Origin of the sequence: Prosthecobacter sp. (assembly GCF_044222345.1) — a bacterium.
Lineage (GTDB): Bacteria > Verrucomicrobiota > Verrucomicrobiia > Verrucomicrobiales > Verrucomicrobiaceae > Prosthecobacter.
Map to the genome: position 1 here is coordinate 91,515 of NZ_JBGANL010000002.1, position 24,039 is coordinate 115,553.

Below are 24,039 nucleotides of genomic sequence, written 5' to 3' on the forward strand. Positions count from 1 at the left end.
GCCACCCCTCACTTCGCGCGGAGCAGTTCGACAATCGTCTCCCGCATCACCTTTTCGGACTCCGGTGCGGCAAAGGCCTGCGTCGGCTCATACCCGCCTTCGGCGAAAGATTTTTCCAGCGGGATGTACCCCGGCCCGCCATCGCCATAGCTCGCCGTGGCGACGAATCCACCCGGGCGCTGCTTCTGCGCAAAGAGTTGATACTCGATGAAGGTCTCCCCCGGCAGATGCAGGAGGCACACCTCATCTCCCAAATGCAGGCTGGTGAACTGGATCGGCACGCCCGCAGCGCTCTGCCGGGCGAAGCCCACACGAAACGCCGCGCTGATGCGCGTCGCGGCCGCAGCCGTGGCGTTCTCACACACTTTCAGCATGCGCTCCTCGGGAAACTCAGGATTCGATTTCAACACCACAGGACGCGCGCGCCATTCCATCTTCGTCAGCGGCACCCGTTTCATCTGCTGCTCGGAAGCCACCATCGCTGCATGAATGTTCTCACCCAGCCGCACCCGCGCCTCCTTGCTGGCATCATTGTATTTCCCCGCCCCAATGTTGCCTCCGCAGCCGGTGAAGTACAGATGCGGCACACCATCGTCCTGCGTGCGCCGCTCACGCGCGGTGCCCACGAAGTCATACGTCACCATGCCATCGCCATAGTAGCTCATGGGGTGCGTCGCGTAATAGTGCAGCACCGCCAGCTTCTTCTCTCCGTTCCAAAAACTGACCGTCTTCAGCTGCGGATCCACCAGCCCTTCCGGCAGCGCCTGCAGCGCCGCATCCTTCGTGGAGCTCAGCCTCATCTTCGCCACCTTCCCATCGTCACCCATAATGCGACGATTCGAGGCCACATGCTCCACCCCCGCCTCGCCATACGCGATGTGCGTCAGAGGCTCAGCCTTCTTCACCGCGGCCTCAAGGCTTGCCGCCACGCCCTTCAGCGCACGTTCCGCCCACTCAGGATCCATCACACTCGGCGGCGAAGCAAAACCCGCCAGCAGCCGGTGCGATGCCGCGTCTCCGATCGGCGCATTGTGCTGGTGCAGACTCTGCACCGCCACGCGTTCCGGCGTCGTTCCCGCCGCCTGCGCCAGCACCTCCCGCCAGTGCACATGATCCCCCGCACGAATCTCACACCAGTCCACCGCACACAGCACCACCGGCTTGTCATCGCTCAAAATCACCACGCCCAGCGCCAGCAGCGGCTCGCTCACCCCCGCCACCGGTTTCACCAACCCACCGCACAAAGGCGCGCCAACCTGCGGCGTGATGTCCGCACGAAACGTCGCGAGCCGCAGGGGTTCGCCGAAGGCTGGAAGTGCCAGCATTGAAAGGAGGATCAGGAACTTGTTCATGACGTCACTACGCAACAGCATGCGCAAGTTCTTCGTTAAAAAGCACTCAGGGTCTTTAGCTTGTTCTTCGATGAGCGGCTCAATCCGACGAGCTACAGCACGGGACTGCTTTTCTCACCCCACCAGCCCCCGGATCACCTGCCCATGCACATCCGTCAGCCGCCGATCAATGCCATTATGGCGGACGGTGAGCTGCGTGTGATCAATGCCCAGCAGATGCATCATCGTCGCATGAATGTCGTAGCAGGTGGTAGGATTCGCGCGATCCAGCGGCTTGTACCCCCACTGGTCACTCTCGCCGGCAGTGACGCCGCCCTGAATGCCACCGCCGCAGAGCCAGTTGGTGAAGACGTAAGGGTTGTGATCGCGCCCCTTGCCGCCCTGCGTGCTTGGCATGCGGCCAAATTCGGTGGTCCAGAGGATGATGGTGTCATCGAGCAGCCCGCGCTGTTTCAAATCAAGAATCAGCGCTGAAACCGCCTTCGCCATGCCCCAGGCCAGCGGGCCGTGATCGCGCTCGACGTCTTCGTGGCTGTCCCAGTTGCGGCGCGGGAAGCCGTTGTCATTGCCGCTCCAGATTTGCACGAAGCGCACGCCACGCTCCAGCAGGCGGCGCGCAGCCAGGCACTTGCGGCCCATGTAGTCGGCCTCTTCTTCAGGATTGATTTCGGTGGGCCAGACTTTGCGATGTTCCTGGATGCCGTACATCGCTTTCATGGCATCGGACTCCTTCGAAATGTCCAGTGCCTCCGGTGCGGCGAGCTGCATCTTCGCGGCGAGTTCGTAGCTCTGAATGCGGCTTTCCAGACGAGAGTCTTCCGGATGCGCGGCCATGTGTTTGCGATTGAGCTGCTCCAGCAGCGCGAATCCTTCACGATCCGACTTCGCGCTGATGTAGCGCCCGGCCTTGTGCGGAAACAAATCCGCGATGGGTGTCTCCGCTCCGGGATAAATGATCGTCCCCGCATGCTGCGAGGGCAGAAAGGCGCTGTCCCAGTTCTTGGGCCCGTTCGAGGCAAAGCCGCGATGATCCGGCAGCACGACAAACGTCGGCAGATTGTCGCTGATGGAGCCCAGTGCGTAGCTCACCCAGCAGCCCACGCCCGGAAAGCCCGGCAGATTGAATCCCGTGGCCTGCAGCAGCGTGCCCTGCGAATGCACACCGGTCTTGCCCACCATGTTGTGTACAAAGGCCATGTCGTCGGCACAGGCACCGAGCGGCGCGACAGCATCGCTCAGCATGCGGCCGCTCTGGCCGTAGGGCTTGAAGTCCCACACCGGTTTCTTCCAAGGCCCGAGCCCGTTTTGAAACGCCTCCACTTTCTCGCCAAAGTCAGCGTCCTCCCCGTGATGCTTGATCAGCGCCGGCTTGTAATCAAACAGATCGATGTGGCTCGCTGCACCGCCCATGAAGAGCTGCACCACGCGCTTCGCCTTGGGCACCACGACTTGGGAACGATGCGCCGTCTCCGCGCTGGCCAGCGAATGAAACGCGAGCGCGCCAAAGCCTTGTCCGGCGGTTTGCAAAAGCTGGCGGCGGGTAAACATGGCAGAACAGTAAGCAATCATACGCCACTGGCGAGCCATCCCTTGTCACGCATTCGCGCGAGTTCTCAGAGGAAGTGAATTGCACAGTCGCGCAGCCGTGCAAAAACGTTATGCTACCTACACATGTCAGCCTGGTCACCGCTCCGCAATTCTGTCTATCGTGCCATGTGGCTGGGCAGCATCGGGTCAAACATCGGCACCACGATGAATGACACGGCGGCCGTCTGGACGATGACCACGATGACGAGTTCGCCCTACCTCGTGTCGCTCATGCAGACGATGTCCAGCCTGCCTCTCTTCCTCCTGGCCCTGCCCGCCGGAGCGCTGGCAGATCTGGTGGACCGGCGGCGCTTGATCCTGATCGCCCAAACAGGCGCCCTCCTCACCGCGGCGGGCATGGCGCTGCTGGCATGGTATGGCGCTCTGACGCAGACGCTGCTGCTGCTCGCCACCTTTCAGCTCGGCGTCGCCGCAGCCTTCACCATGCCAGCCTGGCAGGCCTTGATTCCAGAGGTGGTGGGCCGCGAGCAGCTCCCCCACGCCATCGCGCTCAATGGCGTGGGCTTCAACATCGCCCGCTCACTCGGCCCCATCCTCGGCGGCCTGCTGCTTGCGGCGCTCGGGCCAGCGCCGGTGTTTGCGCTGAACGCGCTTTCCTTTGTCGCCGTGATCGCTGTCATGTGCACCGGCAGCTACATCGCCACGCCACGCAGCGCGCAGCAGGAGCAGATGCTGGGCGCCATGGCTGCCGCCATCCGCTACGCACGCCATGCCCGCGCCATGCAGGCCGTCCTCTACCGCGGGGGCATCCACATGTTTGCCGCCGTGGCTCCCGTGGTGCTGCTGCCCATCATCGTTCATTCACGCCAATGGGCCGCCGCAGATTTCGGCATCCTCATGGGCTGCTACGGCGGCGGCGCCATCCTCATGGCTCTCGTGTGGCTGCCACGCCTGCGCGAGCGCTTCACCTTCGATCACGTGCTGTTCGGGGCCAGCGTGGTCTCAGCAGCCATGACGGCCATCCTCGCGCTGGTGCCTGGAAAGTTCGCCATGGGACTCGTCCTCATGGTCACAGGCGCGGCGTGGATCAGCGGCATGAACACCTTCAGCGTCGCCTCCCAAAGCGTGTTCCCCAACTGGGTGCGCGCCCGCAGCTCCGCCATCTACCTTGTCGTGATGCAGGGCGCATTTGCCATCGGCGCTCTCACCTGGGGGCAGCTCACCAGCCATCTCAATGCGCCTATCACACTCGGCATCGCGGCCGGCTGCCTTCTCATCAGCGCCGTGCTCGCACGTCTGCTGCCCATCAGCCATGTGGAAAAGCTGGACCTCTCCCCCTCCGGCCACATGCTGCCTCACAGCGCGATGACCACCGAACCCGCCCCCAGCGACGGCCCGGTCCTCATCACCATCGAGTATCACATCGATCCCAAAGAAGCCCCCGCATTCCGCGCCGCCATGCTGCACCTGCGCGAGGTCCGCCTGCGTGATGGTGCCTTCCGCTGCTCACTCTTCGCGGATCTCGAAGATCCCACCCACTACCGTGAGACCTTTCTCGTCGGCTCCTGGGCCGAGCATCTGCGGCAGCATGAACGCGCCACCATGGAGGACCAGCGCATCGAGCTCGCTGTGCAAAATTTTCATCGCGGTGCCGAACCACCCCGCGTGCGGCACCTGCTCATGGTGAATCTGCGTGATGTGAAGCCCTGAACCTGCGGCTCATTTCACGCCGACGATAATCCACGGCATCCAGTACGCCTGCACCATCACCAGCACACCCATGAGCAGCGCCAGCGCGATGCTGTGCCAGAAGACACTTCGCAGCACCGTGCCAGCGTCCGGACTGTCTGCCTGACCGCCTGTTGCCACCGCAGCCACGACAATACTCTGCGCGTCGATCATCTTGCCCATCACCCCGCCAGAGCTGTTCGAAGCCGCCATGTGAATGGGCGAGAGATGCAGCTGGTTCGCCGTGACCTGCTGCAGATTGCCAAACAGCACATTCGAAGCCGTGTCACTACCCGTGAGCGTCACCCCGAGCCAGCCGATCAAGGGGGAGAAAAACGGGAACAGCATGCCTGTACCGGCCATCATGAGGCCCATCGTTGTGTCCGTGCCGCTGTAGCGTGTCACATACCCCAGCGCGAGCATCAGCGCGATCGTCAGCAACGGCACGCGCAGTTTCCAGATCGTCGTGCCATACAGTTTTACGATGCGCATCGGCGACAGTCCGAGACAAAGCCCGGCCAGCATCCCCGCCAGCATCGCTGCCGTGCCGGTGGCCGAGAGCGCATTGAATTTAAACACCGCCTTCTCCATCTCTGCATGCTCCACCACGGGCGGCACACGCTCCACCGCCAGATGCAGCATCGGCACCTTGATCTCTGCGTTGAACACAGCGTTCAGCCCGTTTTTCACCGCCGGCATGCCCCAGGCAAACACCAGCGCCGTCAGAAACACCCACGGCAGCCACGCCTTCCAGGGTGCCTGCGAAGCACCTGCTGGTATTGCCTCCACCTCGGGCTTCTCCACCGCATCTTTGGGCTTCCACACCTTCATGAACAGCACCAGCACCACCATCGCCACCACGGCGCTGATGATGTCCACCAGCCACGGGCCGTGATAGTTGCTCACGAGAAACTGCATCACGCCAAAGCTCAGGCCTGTCACGAAACACGCCGGCCACACAGCCAGCATGCCTCGCCAGCCGACCTGGGCCGCCACCAGCCAGAACGGCACCGCCAGCGAGAAAATCGGCAGCTGCCTGCCGACCATCGCGCTGAGCTGATGCAAATCGAGGTGGGTGATGTCCGCCAGCGTCGTCAAGGGCGTGCCGAGTGATCCAAACGCCACCGGCGCCGTGTTGCCGATCAGCGCCAGCTTCGCGGCTTCAAGCGGTTTGAAGCCAAGTCCGATCATGAGTGCCCCTGTAATCGCCACCGGCGCACCAAAACCCGCCGCACCTTCGATGAATGCGCCAAAGCTGAACGCTATCAGGAGCGCCTGAATGCGTCGGTCCCCCGACACGCTGGCGATCTGCCGCTGCAGCACGGCGAACTGTCCCGTCTCCACGCTCAGGTTGTAAACAAACATCGCGTTCAGCACGATCCACCCGATGGGAAACAGCCCGAACACGGCCCCGTTCACCGCCGCCATTCCTGCAAGCCCCGCCGGCATGCCATAAACAAGCACCGCGATCCCCAGCGCCGTCAGAAGTCCGGCACCCGCCGCAAGCTGAGCCCGCACATGCCAGAAGGCCAGCAACCCCAGCAGCACCACCACAGGCACTGCGGCGATGCAGGAGGAGAGAACAAGATTGCCGAGTGGATCGTAGTTTTGGGACCAGGTCATGGAGTTAAGGGATGTGCATCACGGAAAATCCCCATCATATGTTTCACCTCAGTGCCAGAACCAAGCATTTTCAACAGCACGGGACTGCCCTCTCGCACCTTCGCAGGCTATCAGTTCACAAAACTGAATTCATTCAGGTTCAAAATCACCCGGCAGGTGTTTTCCAAACCTTCGCGTTGCGCGTATTCAAGCAGCGGCATCATTTCATCCGCAGTCGGACTACGTGAGAGCGCCAGCACAAAGGCATGCCCAATCTGAGCCTCAAGCCCTTGCGCTTCCCGCGTCACACGCTCTGCAAAATGCTTTGCCATGGCGACGACGAGTCCGTTGTTCATCATGGCCAAGGCTTGCAGCGGGCTAAGCGATTCATTGCGCTTTTCCACCCGCATGGAGGGATCGGCGCAATCAAGCGTGGTCATGAAAGGCTGCTGCTGTGAACGCACAATAAAACGGTAAACACTGCGCCGCCATGACTTCGGGTCTTCCGGATCATGGAGCTGATACTCGTAGTGCGGACTGTGCTGCGGCTTCTCGATGACGAAATCCTGAAAGCTCGGCCCGCCCATGGTGAAATCCAACTTGCCGCTCACGGCGAGGATGGAATCGCGAATGGATTCCGCGTCCAGCTTGCGGCGGTTTTGGTGGGAGAGGAAGACGTTGTTCGCATCCGCCGGCTCCGCTTTGTCTGACGACTGCCGGTACGTGCTGCTCATCACGATCAGTTTGTGCAACCGTTTCAAGCTGCCGCCGAGGTCATCACGAAACGTGACCGCCAGCCAGTCGAGCAGTTCAGGATGACTCGGCCTTCCGCCCATGCGGCCAAAGTCATTGGCGGTATCGACCAGCCCACGCCCAAAATGATGCTGCCACACGCGGTTCACAATGCTTCGCCACGTGAGCACATTGTTCTTGTCAGTAATCCAGCGTGCCAAGTCCGCACGGCGGGCGGATTCACCCTCGCCAGCAAGCTGGTACTCATCATGAAAAGCTTCACTGAGCGCCACGATGCTCTGCGGCCCCACTTCCTTCGCCGGCTGTTTGATGTCGCCACGTTTGAGCACCTGGATCACCCGTGGCTTCCCGCCTTCGTTGCCCGTTCCCCGGAAGGCTCCTGTTCCCGTGTGAATGGCTCCCGCATACACCTTGCCAGGCTTCGGCAGCTTCGCGATTTCGGCATCAATGACGCCGCGCTTGTTGCGTAGCTCGTTGAGCTGCTTGCGCGTCGCAGCATCCGCCTGGGCGAGCATGAGGGCATCACGTTCTTTGATGAGTCGCTGCTTGTCCTCCTGCGTGCGTGCCTCAGGCGCGATGCCGTCCGTGAGATTGTCTTTCTGCCATCGTGGCGCGGCCTCAATGCTGTCGAGCGCTGTCACCGGCCTCCCTGCCGCCAGATTCACCCCATTTTTGTCCGCAAAGACTTCCATCTCGGCCAGCGCAAAGATGTAGTCGTTCTTGCGTTCCGCCAGCTTCACCGCCGTGACGCGCACGTACCGGCCCCGCGCGCCGTCATCTTCTGCCGTGCCCGTTTCAAACGGCACAAGACCGGGATTTTTGAAGTCGTTCATGAACGTCGCGTCATGCTTCCGCCAGATGAGGTTCACGCCGGTTTTAAACGAAGGATCATCACTCGCCTCGACCTTGAAACGCACAGGGAAACCAAAGCCACCGCCGATGCCGCCAAAGTCATCGTAGCAGGGCTTCAGCACGATCCGCTGGATCTCCACGCTCCTGCCGAGATCCACCTGCACCCACTTCACCGTGTTTTGATCCATGGCGATGGCGCTGTGATAACCAAAGTCCGGCTTCACATTCGGATTCGTCTTGGACTCCTTGTCGGCGGCACCGTCGATGCGCTTGCTGAGTGCCTTGTAGGCTTCACCGGCTTTCTCCTTCAGCGGCTCCTCCACCACCTTGATGCTGGCGGCGATTTTCTTGTGTTGCTGCTCCAAATCCACAAACCGCTGCATCGAAGCATCATCCGGATAATAATTCACATCCGTGCGGTCAATTGCGGCAAACACCGCCTGCAGCGAATAATAGTCCTCCTGTGAGATGGGATCGAACTTGTGGTAGTGGCATTGCGCGCAACCGACGGTGAGCGAGCAAAACGCACCCATCGTGTTTTGCACCATGTCATCGCGGTCCAGATGCCGCGCGATTTTGCCATCCAGCTTCGACTCTGGCACCTCCGCATGCCCAATGAAATCCCACGGTCCGGCCGAGATGAATCCGAGCGCCGTGATGCCGTCTGTGGTGCCGGGATGCAGCACATCCCCCGCAATCTGTTCTTCAACGAAACGTGCATAGGGCTTGTCGCTGTTCAGCGCACGAATGACGTAGTCACGGTAGGGCCAGGCGTTCATGCGCGGCTTGTCCTTGTCGTAGCCATGCGTTTCACCGTAGTGCACCAGATCGAGCCAATGACGCGCCCACCGCTCCCCATAGCGCGGAGATGCCAGCAGATCATCCACCAGCTTTTCATACGGCAGCGCCGCATAGCGCTCCACCTCCGCAGGAGAAGGCGGCAGGCCGGTGAGGTCAAAGTACAGCCGACGAATCAACGTGCGGGCATCGGCCGCGGGCGCTGGCTTGAGGCCGTGCTCCGCGAGTTTCGCACGAATAAAGCCGTCAATGTTTCCATCCTTTTTCGCCAGAGGCTTGAAACTCCACCAATCCAGCCGGTCCTCCACCTTGGCCACATCCACGCCCTCCGGCCACACCGCCCCTTCATCAATCCAGCGTTTCAGCACATCCATCTCATCAGTGCTGAGCTTGGATTTCGGCGGCATCGCGATCTTCGCATCCGCACCGCTCACGAAACGAAACAACGGGCTCTCCGCGCTCTTGCCCGGAACAATGTTCGGCGCATGATCCTCGCCACCCGTTAGAGCGATCGTCTTGATGTCGAGCCGGTAGTCGTTCTTCTGTTTTTTGCTGCCATGACATTCATAGCAATGCTTGGCAAAAATCGGCTGAACCTCCCGCACAAAATCGACCGCGAAGGCAGGCACGGCGGCAAAGATGAGGAGAACGGGAAGGCGCATGGATGATTGATACGACGCTCAACAGGACATTTCATGCCACGCAAGCGCGGGACAGTCACACCAGCCCTTCCTTGAGCGCCTTGGCCACGGCGCCGGTGCGGGTATTGACCTCCAGCTTTTCGTAGATGCGGCGCAGGTAGGTGTCCACGGTGTGGACGCTGAGTGTGAGTCTTTCGGCAATCTCCTTTTTGATGAGGCCGGTGGTCATGAGCTGCAAGATCTCCTTCTCCCGTTCACTGAGGCCGTAGTCGTTCTGCTTCGGGGCCAGCTTGGAAAACATCTCCAGCACACGGCGGGCGATGCGCGGATTCATCGGCGATCCCCCGGCCAAGGCATCCCGCACGGCCTGCGTGATGTCGGCTCCGCTGCCGGTCTTGAGCAGGTAGCCTGCGGCCCCGGCGCAGATGGCCTGGAAGACTTTATCATCGTCCTCGAAGACGGTGAGGATGACAACGAGCGCCTTGGGTGCGCGCTCTTTGATCAGGCGGATGCCATCGAGGCCGCTCATGCCGGGCAGGCCGACATCGAGAAGAATCAAATCAGGCACCTCAGGCTGCCCGAGTGCGGCGAGCAGTTTTTCGCAGGAATCGAAATCGCGTGAGCATTTCAAGTCAGCCTCGGCATTCAAGACGCGGACGAGGGTGCGGCGGAAGGCGGCGTGGTCTTCAACGATCCAGAGTGTGTTCATGAGAAATCGGCCTCCAAGGTGATGCAGGTGCCGTTACCGGGGCTGCTAGTGATGTGTAGGGTGCCGCCAAGAACGGTGGCGCGGTGCCTGAGATTGGCGAGGCCATTGCCAGCGCTGATGGCGGCGACATCAAAGCCACAGCCGTTGTCCTCAATGCGAAGATGGAAGTGTTTTGCCTTCCAGTTCACTTCGATGCAAACCTGTGCAGCTTTTGCATGCCGGGCGATGTTGTGTGCAGCTTCGCGGAAGAGCAGGAAGACCTGCCGATGAAATTCAAGCGAAGCGGTGGCGAAATGGCAGTCCGTTGCCTCCATTTTCCATTCGATGCCTTGCAGCAAAGCAGCCGCACTCTGGCGCATGGCTTCGACGAGACTGGTCAAAGGAGGCGCATCGCCCTCACGTACGAGCCAGATGATGCCGCGCATGGACTCGGCGGCCTCACCGGCGAGGCGGTGGATTTCTTCGAGTGAGTCCGACGCGGAGCCGTCGCGCAAGGCCAGTTCGGACATGAGGCGGATGCTGCCGAGGTGGCTGCCGATTTCGTCATGGAGATCGCGGGAGATGCGATGGCGGAGAGATTCCATCTCCTGCTGACGGGAGCGGCGGGAACGCAACCATGCCAGCCAGGCGGTGAGGATGGCGAGGCCTAAGACGCTGCCGCCAAGCCATGCGGTGCGCTGGTAGGCGATGGCAAGCGCCTGGGTGCGCTGAGCTTCCAAGGCGGTGAGTTCGTCGGTGATCTGACGGCGCTGGGACAGGGCTGCGAGCCAGTTGGATTCATCCACAAGCGCGCCGGTGCTGCTGCGTGCGTCGATGAGACCTGCGCGGGTCCAGGATGCGGTGATGGTGTCGTCGGAACTCGTGACGGCGGAGTTGAGCGCGATGTTGCGACCGTGTTCAAAGGCCTGCAGTTCTGCGAGTGCGAAGACGAAGTCGCCGCTGCGTTCCCAGAGATGCGTGGCGGTGACGCGGATGGTCTGAGCGCGCAGGCCGGGGCACGGGAAGGCAACGGGGGTGTCGGCGGGATTGGGGAAGTCGGCGGAGGTGGTGTCGAAGATTACTTTGCCATCCGCTTCTACTTTGAAGCGGCGGGGAAAGCCGAAGCCGGAGCGCTCGGGGTAGTCGCGGGGGTGGGCGGGGATGAGGCGGATCTCGTCGATGGAGTGTGGAGCACCCAGATCGGCCTGCACCCATTTGGTGGTTTCGGCGGTGGTGGAGATGCCGCTGTGCCAGCCGTTGCCATTGATTTCATCTGGATGCACCGGAAGACCGAGAGAGTAAGCGCCATCGACGAGGTGACGGGGGGACCAGGTGGGGAGGGTTTCGACGGAGTTGGGGGCGAGGACCTGGGCGTGGAGTGCGACGTTTCGGCCCTGGCTGAAGACGAGGAGCTCGCCGAGGCAGAAGATGAAGCGGCGGGTGCCGTGGGGCTGGGCGGCGAGGGTGGTGGCGGTGAAGCGGATGTGGCGTGCTTTGATTCTATTTCCTGCCACGAACCATGGTGCGGATGAGGGCGGATTATTGCCGGAGAAATGGTCTAAAAGTGTGTCGGATTCGGCAAAAAGGGGGGCGTTTGAGGCGTCGATGCGGAAATGACTGGGGAAGCCGTAGGCCTCGACCACGCCGAGCATGGCGGGGATGACGACGACTGAGTCGAGCGGGTACTCGGCACCGAGGTCGATCTGGACCCAGCGGACGGAATCGGCTTGTGGGGCCAGTCCGCTGTGAAAGCCGGCGTGCTCCAGGGGCTGGGGAGCGGGCTGGGCGGGGAGTTTTGATAGCGCGGTCTGGAGCTCGTAATGGCGGTGGTCCAGGGTGGAGAGCTGGGAGTTCAGCCATGACCATGGAGCACCGGTGGCGAGGATGGATGCGAGGATGAGCAGGGCTGGTTTCAAAGAGGGAACCATTCCCGACAATGGAATGAGTGCAACCCACGTGAAGGCGGGACAGGGCCGCTATGCGAGACCCGTAACCGTGCCGGTGCTGGAGCCGAATTGGTCGGAGTCGACGCCGAGGCGGTGGAGGAGGGAGAGGAAGAGGTTGCTGAGGGGGAGGTTGGTGTCGCGCTTGAAGGCGAGGTGCTGGCCGTGTTTGAAACCGCCACCGGCGAGGAGGATGGGGAGGTTGGTGTTGTCGTGGGTGTTGGCGTCTCCCATGTTGCTGCCGAAGAGGACCATGGTGCGGTCGAGGAGGCGGGCGTCGTCCTCGCGTTTTGAGGCGAGGGTTTGGATGAGCTTTTTGAAGAGGCGCATCTGCTCGAGGTCGGCTTCGGCAAGCTGGCGTACTTTTTCCTCGGCCTGACCATGATGGCTGAGGCCGTGGTAGCCTTCGGTGGTGTTTTCATCGCCGTGAAGATGAAAGGCGGGAGTGGCGAAGGCATCGACCATGAGGGTGACGATGCGGGTGGAGTCGGACTCGAATGCGAGCTGCGCCATGGAGAGCATGAGGTCGAGCTTTTCGAAGATGAGTTTTTTGTCCTGAATGTCTTTGGGCTCGGGCTGGGTGGCGACTGGCTTGGGTTTGAGCTCCCATTCGCGGGCGGTGAGCAGGCGTTCTTCGACTTCGCGGACGGAGGTGAGGTATTGGTCGAGGCGAGCGCGATCAGTGCTGCCGAGGTCGCGGCTGAGGCGCTTGGTTTGATCGAGGAGGGTGTCGAGGATGCTGCCGCGCTCGTCGAGCTGCTGGAGCTGTTTTTTCACGGCGGCGGGATCGCCCTGAACGAACATGCGGCGGAAGAGGGCGGGTGCGCTGTCTTCGGCGGGGAGGAGAACGCCGTCACGGGTCCAGGAGAGGCTGCGGTTGGCCTTGTCGATGTTGACGCCGAGGTTGAGTGTTGGGTAGCGTGTCTGCTGGCCGAGTTTTTCGGCGATGTATTGATCGAGGGAGATTTGATTGCGGAAGCCGCTTTTGGTGGGGCCGCGTGCGGCGGTGAGGAAGCAGTTTTCGGCGCTGTGGCCGCCGTTGACGTCGGGGTGGGACAGGCCGCTGAAGAGGGTGAACTCGTTCTTCACCTCATTGAGCGGCGAAAGCGTTGGCGACAGTTCGTAGTCGCGTCCGGCGTTCTTCGGGAAGAAGGGTTTCGGCAAAAAGCCGAGGTTGTTGGAGATGATGAGTAGTCTCTGAGGAGACTTCACTTGAGCCGCTCTGCCAAAAACGGGTTTCAAACACTCCAGCATTGGGAGGGCAAGCGTCACGCCGGCTCCATGAAGAAAGCGGCGACGAGAATGAGATTTGGCGATGTAAGGGGAGTTCATGGTTGTCCCAAAAAGATGGGGCTTTGGATGAGGGCGTGGAGGAGGTCGCGGATGGGGTAGTTGTTTTTGGCGGAGGAGTTGAGGAGGGATTCGATTTCGGGGCGGTCGGAGAAGCGGACGGGGGTGCCGGTGGCGTAGATGGTGAACTGGTGGAGGAGATTGCGGGCGAGCTGGCGGGGATTGGCGGCAAGGAGGGTTTTGAGGTCGTTGATGTTGGCGAAGGTGCGGCCGTCGAGGAGTTTGCCATTGGTGTCCACGGGGGAGGCGATGGTGTAGCTGAAGCTGTGTCCGGCGCGGTCGATGCCGGTGATGCGCTGGCCTTCTTCAAGGCCGCGATAGTGGGTGCGCCAGCCGCCGAGGATGTCGAAGTTTTCGAGGGCGAGGCCGACGGGATCGAAGCGGGCGTGGCAGGCGGCGCAGGATTTGGATTTGGTGTGGAGGGCGAGGAGATCGCGGATGGTTTTGGCGCCGCGGATGTCGGGCTCGACGGCGGGGACGCTGGCGGGTGGTGGTGGAGGCGGCTGGCCGATGAGGCGCTCCATGACCCAGGCGCCGCGAACGACGGGGGAGGTGGTGGTGCCATTGGAGCTGACTTTGAGAATGGCCGCCTGAGTGAGCAGGCCGCCATGCGGGCTGTCTTTGGGCAGGCTGACCTTGCGCATGGCGGAACCGGTGAGTGGTGGAAGCTGGTAGTGCTTGGAGAGGCGGTCGTTGGCGAAGACGAAATCTGTTTTGACCAGCACGCTGGCGGGCAGGTTCTCGCGGATCATCGACGTGAAGAAGGTGCGGGTTTCGCGCTCCATGCTTTCGACGAGGTACTCGTCGAAGCGGTATTCGGGGAAGAGGCGGATGTCGGGGTCGTCGCGGCGGATGTGGCGGAGGCCGAGCCAGCAGTCGGTGAAGTTTTTGACGAATCGATCAAAGCCTGCGCTGGCGATGAGGCGGTCTGTTTCGGCGCGGAGAGTCTGGGGATCGCGGAGCTGCTTGTTTTGCGCGAGCTGCATGAGCTGCGCATCGGGTCGGGAGTTGGTGAGGAAGTGGGAGAGGCGGGAGGCGATGGCAAAGTGGTCGTCTGCCTGGATGGGCTCGCGGACGTAGATGAAGTCGCCGGAGGCGAGGAAGGCTTTGTAACCTGCGAGCATGGCCTCGGCGAAGGAGGCGTTTTTGGACAGGCGTTGCTGGATCAGGTCGTCGAATTTTTTGAGGTCTTCTTCGGGGATGGGCTCGCGTGCGGCGAGTTTGACGAAGCGGCGGAGGAGGCGCTTTGATTCTTGCTGTGGGTCCTTGGGTTTGACCTCGATGCCGAGGTCGTCAAAGAGGACGCGGTGGGAGGCTGGGGGCCAGGTTTGTGATTCGATGGGGCCTTCGATTTCGAGCCACTGCACGGCGAGGCCGGGCTGACCGCCCTCAGGGAACGGCGGGTAGCGGTAGGAGGGAGCGGAGCCGTTGGGGTTCATGGCGAGCGGCATGGGCAGGCCGAGAAGGCTGTACTCGATGGCCTCGCCTGCGCGCAGACGCACTGTGGTTTCATAGACGCGCTTTTCGGGCTGGATGTCGATGATGCCGCCTGTGTCATGGACTTCATTGATGATGTCAACGCCGGCGGGCTTGCGGGTGCGGAAGGTCATGGGCAGGGGCTTCGTGGCCGGGGTGATCACGTAGCCGGGCTGCTGAAGCACCGCGCGGGCGGAGAAGCGGACTTTGTAGCTGCCGGTGCGTTTGGCGGTGAAGTGTTTGGGTGTGCCGAGGTAGGGCCAGCTGGCTGCGCGGAAGAGAGCCATCTCGATGGTGTCATCTTTGGCGAAGTCCTTTTCGGTGGATTCGTCTTTACCTTTGTCGTTTTTCCTTCGGAACTCGATAGCCTTGCTGTCGCGAGTGAAGAACATGGCCTCGCGATTGCCGAAGGTGCCGGTACCGGGGAAGAGGTCGGTGCCGACGGCGCGGTATTTGACCATCGTCGGTGGCGCTGGTTCGGTGGTCATGGCCGTGTGCAACGCGGCCTCTGCGGCGTCCAAGTAGGCGACGAGCTGGACGCGGGACATGTCGAGCATGTCGGTGGTTTTATTGAAGCGGTGGCCTTCGCGGTCCTCGGGAAGGATGTCGCGGATGTCGAGATCGGGGAGCTGAAGGATGTCGCGGAGGTTCTGTTCGTACTCGTCGCGATTGAGGCGGCGGAGGGGGCCGCGACCGTGGGCGAGGATGTCGGCGCGATCGGCGGTGAGGATGGAGGTGGCGAGAGATTGAACGAGGGCGGTGCGCTCAGGCTGCGGGAGGTCTTCGGGCTTGGGTGGCATCTCGCCTTTTTCGACGCGGTCGTAGATGCGGATCCAGCGGTCGCGGGTGGCGGGGTTGGTGAGATCGAAGGTGAGTGAGGTGAGGTCGAGGCCGCCTTTGGTGGTGTCCTTGTCGTGGCATTCGATGCAGCTTTGCTGGATCTGGGGCGGTGCGCTTTGCGCGTGCGCCAGGATGGGAAGAGCACTGAGGCTCAGGATGGAGATGAGGTGATTGTGCTTCATGCGGCGAGGGCGCCTCCACGCAGGGCTGCGGTGGCCATGGCACCGGCTTTTTTCACCACTGCGGCGAGTTTGAGCATGCGCTCTTCGCTCAAGCGCTGGCTGGGTCCGGTGATCCAGAGGGAGGCGATGGCGTTTCCTTCGGCATCGAAGATGGGGGCGGCGAGGCAGTGGTGGCCTTCGAGGTGTTCGCCGACGTCGGTGGCAAAGCCGGTGTTGCGAACCTGGTCGAGGCACTGGAGGAAGTCTTTGCGGTTCGAAATGGTCCAGGGATGGAAGCGTTCGAACTTCATGCCGGCGATGATGTCGTCACGCTCGGATTCGGGTTTGAATGCGAGCATCACTTTGCCGGGGCCGCTGGTGTGGAGGGGGAAGCGGGTGCCGCGTTCGACGTAGAATTTGATCATGGCGCGGCCGATGACACGCTCGAGCACGATGCCTTCGGAGCCGCTGAGGATGCCAAGGTGGGCGGCTTCGCCGGTTTGATCGCTGAGCCAGCGCATGGCGGGAAGGGCGGCCTCGGTGAGGGGGACGTCATCGATGACGGGCTGGCAGAGTTTGAGCATGGCGGAGCCGACGCTGAAGCGTTTTTCGGCATCGCGCACGAGGTAGCCGTGAGAGACGAGGGACTGGGTGACGCGATAGACGAAGTTGACGGAGAGGGTGAGGGACTCGGCGATTTCGGAGAGCGTGAGGCCGTGAGGGTTTCCGCCGAGGCATTGGAGCACGGCCAGGGCGCGGTCGAGACTGGGGGTGCTGAAGCCGGAGTCTTGGACGGGGGCCTTGGGTTTTGGTTTTGTCCTGGGCTGGCGGCGGGGTGAGCGAGTGGCAGGCATTTTCTATATGCTAAAGTGTTTGCAGGGATAGAAACGTGGTGGCAGACGGGTTTCTTGCGTGTGACCACGAAGGTTACAAGGCCTGCCTTTTGAATCTGTCTGCGCATGATGATTCAGCGCGCACCATGATGTATCCAAAATGCACCCGGGGGGATGGGAGAAATGAACGGGGTGCGGAGGCAGGCCGTTGCGTCGCGTGGGGTGCTGGTGGGACGTGCGGCCGGAGCCGATGTGGACATCGGCGCTCCCAGCAATGAGCGGCTGGGGAGGCGCTATGAGAAGCAGCATGAAGCGTGCGTAAACTCCAAGGTGAGCGGTGGGACGAAGAATGCTTCTCGCATACCTTCGGCATGCGCACCTAGAAGGAAATAACGTCGTGGGGCTGGTCCGGTGGTTCTCGCTCGCCGAGCCTCGCTTCACCACCGGCTAATTTCTCTGCTCCCTCCGGGAGCCCATACCTGATATGACCTGCTGTCTTGGAATAGACTGGTTCGGTGATAGCGAGCCTGCTCTAAATGTGGGTTTGGTATTTGGCGGTCTGGAGATTTCTTATCATCCATGGATTGTTGCGCCGAACGGACCGGCTCTGGGAGGCTGAGCGACATGGACGTTGCCATGCGCTGATGGACGGGCGGGCTGTCGCCACACCCATCCTACGAGCGCGCAGACCGCTCCCTATGTGTGCTCCTTTATTCGAGAACAACCTGATGAGGAGCCGCGGCTATGGCCCATGCAGGAATCTAATTCTTCTCTGCGGAGATGAGGATCTCTTCGAGGACGCGGCCGTCGGGCTGGGGGAGCTGGAGGCTCATGAGTTTGGCGATGGTGGGGGCGACGTCGAGATTGGCCATGCGATCGAGGACGACGCCTTTTTTGATGCCGCGGCCGCTGGCGATGAAGATGCCGTCGAGTTCGGGGTCGCCATTGAAATAGCCGTGGGTGCCGGCGTAGTTGACGGAGGGGGTGACGGTGGAGTCTCCGCCGGCGTCGTTTTTGAAGGCGTAGCCGGGCTTGGCATAGAGGACGAGATCTCCCATGCCCTGGTTTTCTTCGGGAGTGGGCATGCCGAGGGTGTGGCCGTCTTTGCCTTCGATGACGCGGTCCACGCCTTCGGTTTTGGCAAACTTTTCTTTGAGCTGCGGGATGAGCTCGGCTTTGCGGGCGGGATTGGTGACGTAGACGAAGGCCATGCCGCCCTGGGTCATGGAGTAGGCGTCGCAGGTGTTGATGGTGGGGCCGAGGCCTTGAGCGAGTCCGGCTTTCTTGAGCTCGACGTTGGGGAGGATGATCTTGGTGACTTTTTTGAAGCCGTGATCGGTGGCGATGACGAAGGTGGTGCTGTCGCGCAGGCCGCTGTCTTCGACGGCTTTGACGAGATCTCCCACGAGGCGGTCGGCGTAGGCGAGCGCGGTGTAGCTGGCCATGGAGCCGGGGCCGTAGGTGTGGTGGGTGGAGTCGGTATTGAGCGTGTGATAGAGGAGAAGATTGGGCTTGTGAGCCTTGAAGATGTGGATGGCGGCCTTGGTCCACATGTTGTCGAGGAAGGTGACGCTTTTGCGCTGGGGGCCGAGCTGCATCCAGGTGATGTCCTGGGGCTTGATCTGGCCTGCGGCGATCATTTCTTTTTCGACTTTGCCTTCGGCTTCGGGGAGCTCGGCGAAGCTCCAGTCGATGGTCTTGGCCTTGGTGACGGCGACCCAGTCGGACTCGGCGGTGGTGAGGCCGGCGTCGTGGGCGACGTCGTAGAGGGTGGGGGCATGGACGAGCCTGGTTTTATCTGCCCACTGCTCGATCTTGGGGGGCTTGTTGTCTCCCTGGCGGACGAGGAGGCCATTGAAGAGGACGCCGTGCTTGCGGGGCTCGACACCGGTGACGAGGGTGGTGTGATTGATCCAGGTGATGGAGGGATTGCTGACGGTCATGGCCTTGGTGCTGGCACCTTCGGCGGCGAGCTTGCGGAGATTGGGGATCTGGAGAGATTCGTCATTCCAGAGCCAGGCGGGGAAGCCATCGATGCTGATGAGGATGACGTGCTGGTCTTTGGGGTCGGCGGACGGCGACTTGGAGCAGGAAGTCAGCGTGCGAACGATGATGATGCTGATGACGAGCAGGAAACAAAATTTCATTTGGGGCGAATGGTTACGAGCGCTTGCGGCGTTTGCTTTCTCCCCCATGAAGTTCGCCGCATTTTTTCTCCTCACCGCCATGTCCGCCAATGCTGTCGAAATCGTCGCGCATCGCGGGTTTTCCGCGCGTGCACCGGAGAACACGCTGGGCGCGTTTGAGCTGGCGTGGAAGAATCAGACGGATGCGTGCGAACTGGATGTGTACCTGACGGCAGACGGCAAGACGGCGGTGATCCATGACAAGGATGCGAAGCGGACGACGGGCGTGAAGCTGGATGTGGCGACGGCGAAACAGGCGGAGCTGACGGCGCTGGATGCGGGATCGTGGAAGGGCAAGGAGTGGGCGAATGAGAAGATCCCGACGCTGGAACAGGCGCTGGCGACGATGCCGAAGGGGAAGCAGCGCTTTTTCATCGAGGTGAAGTGCGGGGCGGAGATCGTGCCGGAGCTGAAGCGGATTTTGGAGCCGATGAAGGATCGCGCGGCGCAGCTGGTGATCATCGCGTTCAATCGCGGGGCGGCGGCGGAGTCGAAGAAGGCGATGCCGTGGATGAAAGTTTACCGGCTGGCGTCTGGGAAGACGAAGGAGAAGAAGCTGACGGATCTGACGCAGCTGATTGCGGACACGAAGGCGGACAAGCTGGACGGGCTGGACCTGGGGATGACGGATTTTCCGTGGGATGCGGCGATGGTGAAGCAGGTGCGTGACGCGGGCTTTGGGCTGTATGTGTGGACGGTGAACAAGGCGGCGGATGTGAAGCGGTTTGCGGCGCTGGGGGTGGATGGGATCACGACGGATGATCCGGTGATGGTGAGAGAGGCGCTGGGGAAGTGAGGATGTGGGGACAATGATTTTGCACCGCAGAGATTTGGAGAACGCAGAGAGGGGCTGAATGGGCCTACGGAATACGCGGAATGCACGGAAGCCGGAGTGGATTTGCGGTGTGTCTGGGGAAGTGGCGGCGTGGTGTGTGGGGATTGAAAACTGGGAACTGAAAACTGAGAATTTTAAATTGGTCGGAGGGGGGTGGGAGATGGTGAAAGACCTGTATTCGGGGGTGGCAAAGGCGGACGTCTAGAAGATGCCAGGTGCTAGCATCCCTCCGGGATGCGACCTTTTAGAAAGCGTGGGGGAGGGATTGTTTTCCAGGGGTCTGCGCCCCCTGGCTACCCTCGATGATTTGCCTTCGGCTGTCTCCGCTTCGCTACGGCTCTCCGGGATCGGGTGAGGTGGAGGCGATGCGGCCTGGATTCCTCAATGGAATGAGATGTCGTGTGAATTGGTGATCTGATGCGGAGGGGGGAAAGTGGGGGATTTAAAGTCTAATCTTTCGCAGTGCAGAGGAGATGGTGCTATCTCAACGGCCCCATTATGTCTCCGATCACTCCTGCTGTTATTTCTGCCAAAGACCTGCGCCTGCAATTTGGGCTGCAGCAGGTGTTTAATGATGCGACGATGAGCATCCATGAAGGGGAGAAGCTGGGGCTGGTGGGGCGGAATGGCTCGGGAAAGACGAGTCTGATGCGCATCCTGGTGGGGACGGAGAAGCCGGACAGCGGGACGATCTCGCGGCGGAACGGGATTATTGTGAGCCATCTGGCGCAGGAGTTTGTACTGGATGAGGAGGCGAGCGTGATGGACAACGTGCGTGCGGGTGCTGCGGCGCTGCTGGAGATGGTGGAGCGCTACGAGACTGGCGACTACAAGGGGGACCAGGAGGAGGAGCTGCTGCACCAGATCCAACTGCATGATGGCTGGGGGGTGGAGACGCGGATCAGCACGGCGATGAATGAGCTGGGGCTGCCGGCGGCGGATCGCATTGTGAAAGGACTCTCCGGGGGTGAGAAGCGGCGTGTGGCGCTGGCGCGTGCGCTGGTGTCGCAGCCGGATCTGCTGCTGCTGGACGAACCGACGAACCATCTGGATGCGGAGTCGATCGAGTGGCTGGAGATTTTCCTGCGGGACTTCACGGGTGCGGTGCTGTTTGTGACGCATGACCGGTACTTTTTGGACCGGGTGGCGACGCGGATCATCGAGATCGATGACAGCCGGATCTACAGCCATCCGGGGAACTACAGTGACTTTTTGGAGAGCAAGGCGATCCGGGAGAGTGTGGAGGCGAACTCGGAGAGACGACGCCAGAGCTTTCTGAAGCATGAGCTGGAGTTTGTACGGGCCGGTGTGAGCGCGCGGCGGACGAAGCAGAGATCACGACTGGATGAGTATGCGCGGGTGGCGGCGATGGATGCGCCGGAAGCGGAGCTGGTGATGGATTTGATCATCCCGCCGGCTGCGCCGCTGGCGAACACGATCATCGATGCGGTGGAGATCGGCGCGCACATCAACGACCGGTGGTTGTTCAGCCATCTGAACCTGAGCTTTGAAGCGGGGACTTGCACGGGGATCATCGGCCGGAACGGACTGGGCAAGACGACGCTGCTGCGGATGCTGATGGGGCAGCAGGAGCCGAACGAGGGGAAGGTCACGATCGGCAAGCGGACGGTGTTTAACTACGTGGACCAGCAGCGGCTGCTTTTGAATCCGGAGAACAGCGTGATGGAGGAGGTGGCGGGGCCGATGTCTGAGTTTGTGCAGTTTGGTCCGGAGAAGCTGCATGTGCGGACGTACCTGCGGCGCTTCCTTTTCACGGATGAACGGGTGACGATGCGGGTGAAGGAGCTGAGCGGCGGGGAGCAGAGCCGGGTGCTGCTGGCGAAGATCCTGCGACGCGGAGGCAACTTTTTGATTCTCGATGAGCCGACAAATGATCTGGATCTGCAGACGATGCGGGTGCTGGAGGAGGCGATCTTATCCTTTAAAGGATGCGTGCTGGTGGTGAGCCATGACCGGTATTTCCTGGACCGTGTGTGCGACCGGTTGATCGCGTTTGAGGGCCAGGGGCGCATCCATGAATGCGCGGGGAACTACAGCTACTACCAGGAGAAGCGTGCGGCGAAAGCGGCGGCGGAGCTGGCGCTGGTGAACGCGGCGGTGAAGAAGGAGAAGCCTGCGGCTGCTGCGGCGGGCGGAAACGCGAAGCCGAAGAAGATGTCGCAAAAGGAGCAGCGTGAGCTGGCGGAGGTGGAGGCGGCGATGGCGACGCTGGAGAGCGAGATCGCGGCGATGGAGGCCGAGCTGAGCAACCCGGAGACGTTTGTGAAGCTGGGGGCGGGGACGAATGACTACATCGCGAAGCTCGATGCGAAGAAGCATGAACTGGAGGGGAAGTTTGCGCGGTGGGCGGAGCTGGAGGAGATCAAGGCGGCGTGCGGGGGGTGAGCCTTTGGAGAAAAAGGAGGCACCGGTATTAGCAAGGGAATGGCCGGAGATTTGTGTGGCAGGCTGGAACGCTGGAGAGCACCGAACACGGGGCGGCCAGCTTTGGGCCGGCATTGATAATGCGGAGACAGCCGGATTTCGGATTTATCGATCGAGTGTCTCGATCATTTCCCGGGTTGACCGGGCAACCCAACTGTCGATGGCGTCATAGTTTCTTGCGGCCATCAGGTCGAAGAGCTGGTCGAGTCTTCGCATTTTTTGTGCCGACACAAACTCATGCAACTCTTTATAAGAGACTTGCTGACACAGAGAGTCCAGGTGCCACCAGAGCCGCATGAGGTAACGACATTCCTCCTGATCACGAACGTCCGCGAATCTTGAGTGAAGAGCGCCCAGGACCCGCTCAAGCTGATGCTCGTCCCGGAACCAGTCGGGGCGGCTGGGGGACCACTCGGAAAGCAGTGCTGTCATGGCTTTGACCGAGTGGTCGGGAAGTGCGCGAGGTTTTACTCCAGCACCTTGATCTTCATGTTGCGGTAGTAGACGGGGGCCTGGGCTTTGCCGTGGAGGCCTTGGAGGCCGATGGGGCCGGTGCGGGCGTAGTCTTTGAGGGCTTTTTTGAATTTGTTGGGGGTGCCGTCGGGGTTTTTGCCGGCTTCGGACCATTTGTCGAGGTTGGCGTTGATGACTTCTTCGCCGTTGAAGACGACGCTGACGAGGGGGCCTTTGCAGGTGATGGTGAAGTGGTTCCACTCGCCGACGGGCTTGGCCATGCTCTTGCTGGGGGGCATGGCGTCATAGATGGCGGCGACCATGCCGTATTTGCTGCCGTCTGCGGAGTCGTGGACCTGGATTTCGAGGGCGGAGAGGACGTCCTTGATGTTACCGGAGCGGAGGAAGATGCCGCTGTTGGACTCCTTTTCGACTTTGAAGTCGAGATCGAGAATGAAGTCGCCGTAGGAGTCTTTGGTCCAGAGGGTGTCGTGGTCTTTCGCGACGAGGACGCCGTCTTTGAGCTCCCATTTGCCGGGGGCGACGGTGTTGGAGAGATCGGGGGCGAAGAGGTCCTTCCAGCCGGTGGTGTCGGGGGGATCGACGGCCAGGGAGAGGGAGGCGGTGGCGAAGAGGGCGAGGAGGATGAGTTTCATGGGAGGTGAGTGGTAACGTGGAGGGTATGAGGAAGATTCCAAGTGGTGGGTGGAAAGTTTGGCTTTGGGCTGACCGGCTGAGGCTTTGATCAGGTGGATTCGGCGCGAAACTGTTCGGGGTGATGGATTTATAGGATTGCTTTTTTCTGCGGCTTGGCCAATTCTCCATAAAATAACCCGCCAGCACTCACATTATCCGTTCCATGAAATCCGCTCACTCCTTGGTCATCCTCTCGGTTCTTGCTGCTCTGTCCCTCACTTCCTGTGGTCATGACTGGAGCTGGGGCAGTGGTGGCTACAGGCGCGTCTCCCCAGGGGGCACCTACTACGGCAGCAACTTCAACGGAGCTCCTAGCTTCGGCGGACATGGCGGTGGCTACGGCAATGGCTACAGCGTGTGGCCACAGCCGACGATCAATTACGGTGAGAACTTCGCGAATGAAGACGATCCGAACAATGTGGGCAACAGCTGGGACCACGGCGGCTATGCGCTGCCGTCAACGAGAACGACCGTCATTGCCCAGCAGGAAACGAACGACACCGTTCGCACCTCCGGCAAATAAGCCCTTCCCGTCAAAGGTGATGGTGATCTGGAGCGGCAGGATGCTTCCAGAGGAAAAGGATTTCACTGAAGCGCCGCTGGCGTCCCACAGGCGTGCCTGATTGTCGCGCCCGGCGCTGAGGAGTTCTCCTTTGGGACCAAAGGCGAGGGAGCGGACGGAGGCTTTGTGCTCAGAGAGGGGTGATGGGTGGTGCTGCCTTGGGGGAAGCTTCCGGATTCCGGCTGAACAGGTGCCTGAGGCTGCAGGCTGAGCTGGGACTCTCCGCTCACCCGATCCAGTCCACGCATTAAAAAGTCTCCATGTTCCCACTGCTTGGGCGTGCCAAACACGTGTTCA

17 protein-coding genes are annotated in these 24,039 nt (G+C 61.3%); 4 read left to right on the forward strand and 13 right to left on the reverse strand.

The window, feature by feature from the left end; all coding sequences use genetic code 11:
• Nucleotides 1-8: 8 nt before the first annotated feature.
• The gene (locus tag ACILSL_RS02035; protein WP_395730328.1) at nucleotides 9-1,352 is read right to left on the reverse strand and encodes a hypothetical protein; all 1,344 of its coding nucleotides are present in this window, start codon (nucleotides 1,350-1,352) and stop codon (nucleotides 9-11) included.
• A gap of 114 nt (nucleotides 1,353-1,466) precedes the next feature.
• The gene (locus ACILSL_RS02040; RefSeq protein WP_395730454.1) at nucleotides 1,467-2,774 is read right to left on the reverse strand and encodes a DUF1501 domain-containing protein; all 1,308 of its coding nucleotides are present in this window, start codon (nucleotides 2,772-2,774) and stop codon (nucleotides 1,467-1,469) included.
• A gap of 249 nt (nucleotides 2,775-3,023) precedes the next feature.
• On the opposite strand from ACILSL_RS02040, the gene ACILSL_RS02045 reads away from it, so the two are divergent.
• A complete protein-coding gene (locus tag ACILSL_RS02045; RefSeq protein ID WP_395730329.1) occupies nucleotides 3,024-4,610 on the forward strand; it encodes an MFS transporter in 1,587 nt (528 codons plus the stop codon).
• 9 nt (nucleotides 4,611-4,619) lie between these two features.
• On the opposite strand, the gene ACILSL_RS02050 is transcribed toward ACILSL_RS02045, so the two are convergent.
• The 8 genes from ACILSL_RS02050 to ACILSL_RS02085 all read right to left on the reverse strand — a co-directional run bounded on the left by ACILSL_RS02050 (nucleotide 4,620) and on the right by ACILSL_RS02085 (nucleotide 18,712).
• Nucleotides 4,620-6,251 carry an L-lactate permease gene (locus ACILSL_RS02050; protein WP_395730330.1) on the reverse strand — a complete coding sequence of 544 codons (1,632 nt, stop codon included), beginning with the start codon at nucleotides 6,249-6,251 and terminating at the stop codon, nucleotides 4,620-4,622.
• Between the two features lie 110 nt (nucleotides 6,252-6,361).
• Nucleotides 6,362-9,295, reverse strand: a complete 2,934-nt coding sequence (locus ACILSL_RS02055) for a DUF1553 domain-containing protein (RefSeq protein WP_395730331.1) — start codon at nucleotides 9,293-9,295, stop codon at nucleotides 6,362-6,364.
• A 55-nt stretch (nucleotides 9,296-9,350) separates the two neighbouring features.
• A complete protein-coding gene (locus tag ACILSL_RS02060) occupies nucleotides 9,351-9,983 on the reverse strand; it encodes a response regulator (protein ID WP_395730332.1) in 633 nt (210 codons plus the stop codon).
• Nucleotides 9,980-11,878 (reverse strand): histidine kinase, encoded by a 1,899-nt coding sequence (locus ACILSL_RS02065; RefSeq protein ID WP_395730333.1) that lies wholly within the window; start codon nucleotides 11,876-11,878, stop codon nucleotides 9,980-9,982. Before ACILSL_RS02065 ends, ACILSL_RS02060 begins: the two co-directional genes overlap by 4 nt.
• Nucleotides 11,879-11,938: 60 nt before the next feature.
• Nucleotides 11,939-13,117 carry a DUF1552 domain-containing protein gene (locus ACILSL_RS02070; RefSeq protein WP_395730334.1) on the reverse strand — a complete coding sequence of 393 codons (1,179 nt, stop codon included), beginning with the start codon at nucleotides 13,115-13,117 and terminating at the stop codon, nucleotides 11,939-11,941.
• Nucleotides 13,118-13,233: 116 nt separating this feature from the next.
• The gene (locus ACILSL_RS02075; protein ID WP_395730335.1) at nucleotides 13,234-15,753 is read right to left on the reverse strand and encodes a DUF1592 domain-containing protein; all 2,520 of its coding nucleotides are present in this window, start codon (nucleotides 15,751-15,753) and stop codon (nucleotides 13,234-13,236) included.
• On the reverse strand, nucleotides 15,750-16,586 hold the full coding sequence (locus tag ACILSL_RS02080) for an IclR family transcriptional regulator (protein ID WP_395730336.1): 837 nt from the start codon (nucleotides 16,584-16,586) through the stop codon (nucleotides 15,750-15,752). The genes ACILSL_RS02075 and ACILSL_RS02080 overlap by 4 nt, the downstream gene beginning before the upstream one ends.
• Before the next feature lie 740 nt (nucleotides 16,587-17,326).
• A complete protein-coding gene (locus tag ACILSL_RS02085; protein ID WP_395730337.1) occupies nucleotides 17,327-18,712 on the reverse strand; it encodes an alkaline phosphatase family protein in 1,386 nt (461 codons plus the stop codon).
• Between the two features lie 46 nt (nucleotides 18,713-18,758).
• Between ACILSL_RS02085 and ACILSL_RS02090 the strand changes: the two genes are divergently transcribed.
• Entirely contained in the window at nucleotides 18,759-19,547 is a 789-nt protein-coding gene (locus ACILSL_RS02090; RefSeq protein ID WP_395730338.1) for a glycerophosphodiester phosphodiesterase, read from the forward strand.
• Nucleotides 19,548-20,084: 537 nt separating this feature from the next.
• Complete coding sequence (locus ACILSL_RS02095; protein ID WP_395730339.1) at nucleotides 20,085-21,992, forward strand: ABC-F family ATP-binding cassette domain-containing protein; 1,908 nt, start codon at nucleotides 20,085-20,087, stop codon at nucleotides 21,990-21,992.
• Nucleotides 21,993-22,136: 144 nt separating this feature from the next.
• Here ACILSL_RS02095 and ACILSL_RS02100 read toward each other — a convergent pair whose 3' ends face one another.
• Nucleotides 22,137-22,463, reverse strand: a complete 327-nt coding sequence (locus ACILSL_RS02100; RefSeq protein ID WP_395730340.1) for a hypothetical protein — start codon at nucleotides 22,461-22,463, stop codon at nucleotides 22,137-22,139.
• 35 nt (nucleotides 22,464-22,498) lie between these two features.
• Entirely contained in the window at nucleotides 22,499-23,140 is a 642-nt protein-coding gene (locus tag ACILSL_RS02105; protein WP_395730341.1) for a DUF1080 domain-containing protein, read from the reverse strand.
• A gap of 203 nt (nucleotides 23,141-23,343) precedes the next feature.
• On the opposite strand from ACILSL_RS02105, the gene ACILSL_RS02110 reads away from it, so the two are divergent.
• Nucleotides 23,344-23,703 carry a hypothetical protein gene (locus ACILSL_RS02110; RefSeq protein WP_395730342.1) on the forward strand — a complete coding sequence of 120 codons (360 nt, stop codon included), beginning with the start codon at nucleotides 23,344-23,346 and terminating at the stop codon, nucleotides 23,701-23,703.
• On the opposite strand, the gene ACILSL_RS02115 is transcribed toward ACILSL_RS02110, so the two are convergent.
• The gene (locus ACILSL_RS02115; RefSeq protein WP_395730343.1) at nucleotides 23,638-24,012 is read right to left on the reverse strand and encodes a hypothetical protein; all 375 of its coding nucleotides are present in this window, start codon (nucleotides 24,010-24,012) and stop codon (nucleotides 23,638-23,640) included. The genes ACILSL_RS02110 and ACILSL_RS02115 overlap by 66 nt on opposite strands.
• Nucleotides 24,013-24,039 lie beyond the last annotated feature (27 nt).

Excerpts from the sequence above, each read along its gene's own strand:
- ACILSL_RS02035 (WP_395730328.1), bottom strand. The coding sequence starts at position 1,352 with ATGAACAAGTTCCTGATCCTCCTTTCAATGCTGGCACTTCCAGCCTTC.
- ACILSL_RS02045 (WP_395730329.1), top strand. The coding sequence starts at position 3,024 with ATGTCAGCCTGGTCACCGCTCCGCAATTCTGTCTATCGTGCCATGTGG.
- ACILSL_RS02050 (WP_395730330.1), bottom strand. The coding sequence starts at position 6,251 with ATGACCTGGTCCCAAAACTACGATCCACTCGGCAATCTTGTTCTCTCC.
- ACILSL_RS02055 (WP_395730331.1), bottom strand. The coding sequence starts at position 9,295 with ATGCGCCTTCCCGTTCTCCTCATCTTTGCCGCCGTGCCTGCCTTCGCG.
- ACILSL_RS02060 (WP_395730332.1), bottom strand. The coding sequence starts at position 9,983 with ATGAACACACTCTGGATCGTTGAAGACCACGCCGCCTTCCGCCGCACC.
- ACILSL_RS02075 (WP_395730335.1), bottom strand. The coding sequence starts at position 15,753 with ATGAAGCACAATCACCTCATCTCCATCCTGAGCCTCAGTGCTCTTCCC.
- ACILSL_RS02080 (WP_395730336.1), bottom strand. The coding sequence starts at position 16,586 with ATGCCTGCCACTCGCTCACCCCGCCGCCAGCCCAGGACAAAACCAAAA.
- ACILSL_RS02085 (WP_395730337.1), bottom strand. The coding sequence starts at position 18,712 with ATGAAATTTTGTTTCCTGCTCGTCATCAGCATCATCATCGTTCGCACG.
- ACILSL_RS02090 (WP_395730338.1), top strand. The coding sequence starts at position 18,759 with ATGAAGTTCGCCGCATTTTTTCTCCTCACCGCCATGTCCGCCAATGCT.
- ACILSL_RS02095 (WP_395730339.1), top strand. The coding sequence starts at position 20,085 with ATGTCTCCGATCACTCCTGCTGTTATTTCTGCCAAAGACCTGCGCCTG.
- ACILSL_RS02100 (WP_395730340.1), bottom strand. The coding sequence starts at position 22,463 with ATGACAGCACTGCTTTCCGAGTGGTCCCCCAGCCGCCCCGACTGGTTC.
- ACILSL_RS02105 (WP_395730341.1), bottom strand. The coding sequence starts at position 23,140 with ATGAAACTCATCCTCCTCGCCCTCTTCGCCACCGCCTCCCTCTCCCTG.
- ACILSL_RS02110 (WP_395730342.1), top strand. The coding sequence starts at position 23,344 with ATGAAATCCGCTCACTCCTTGGTCATCCTCTCGGTTCTTGCTGCTCTG.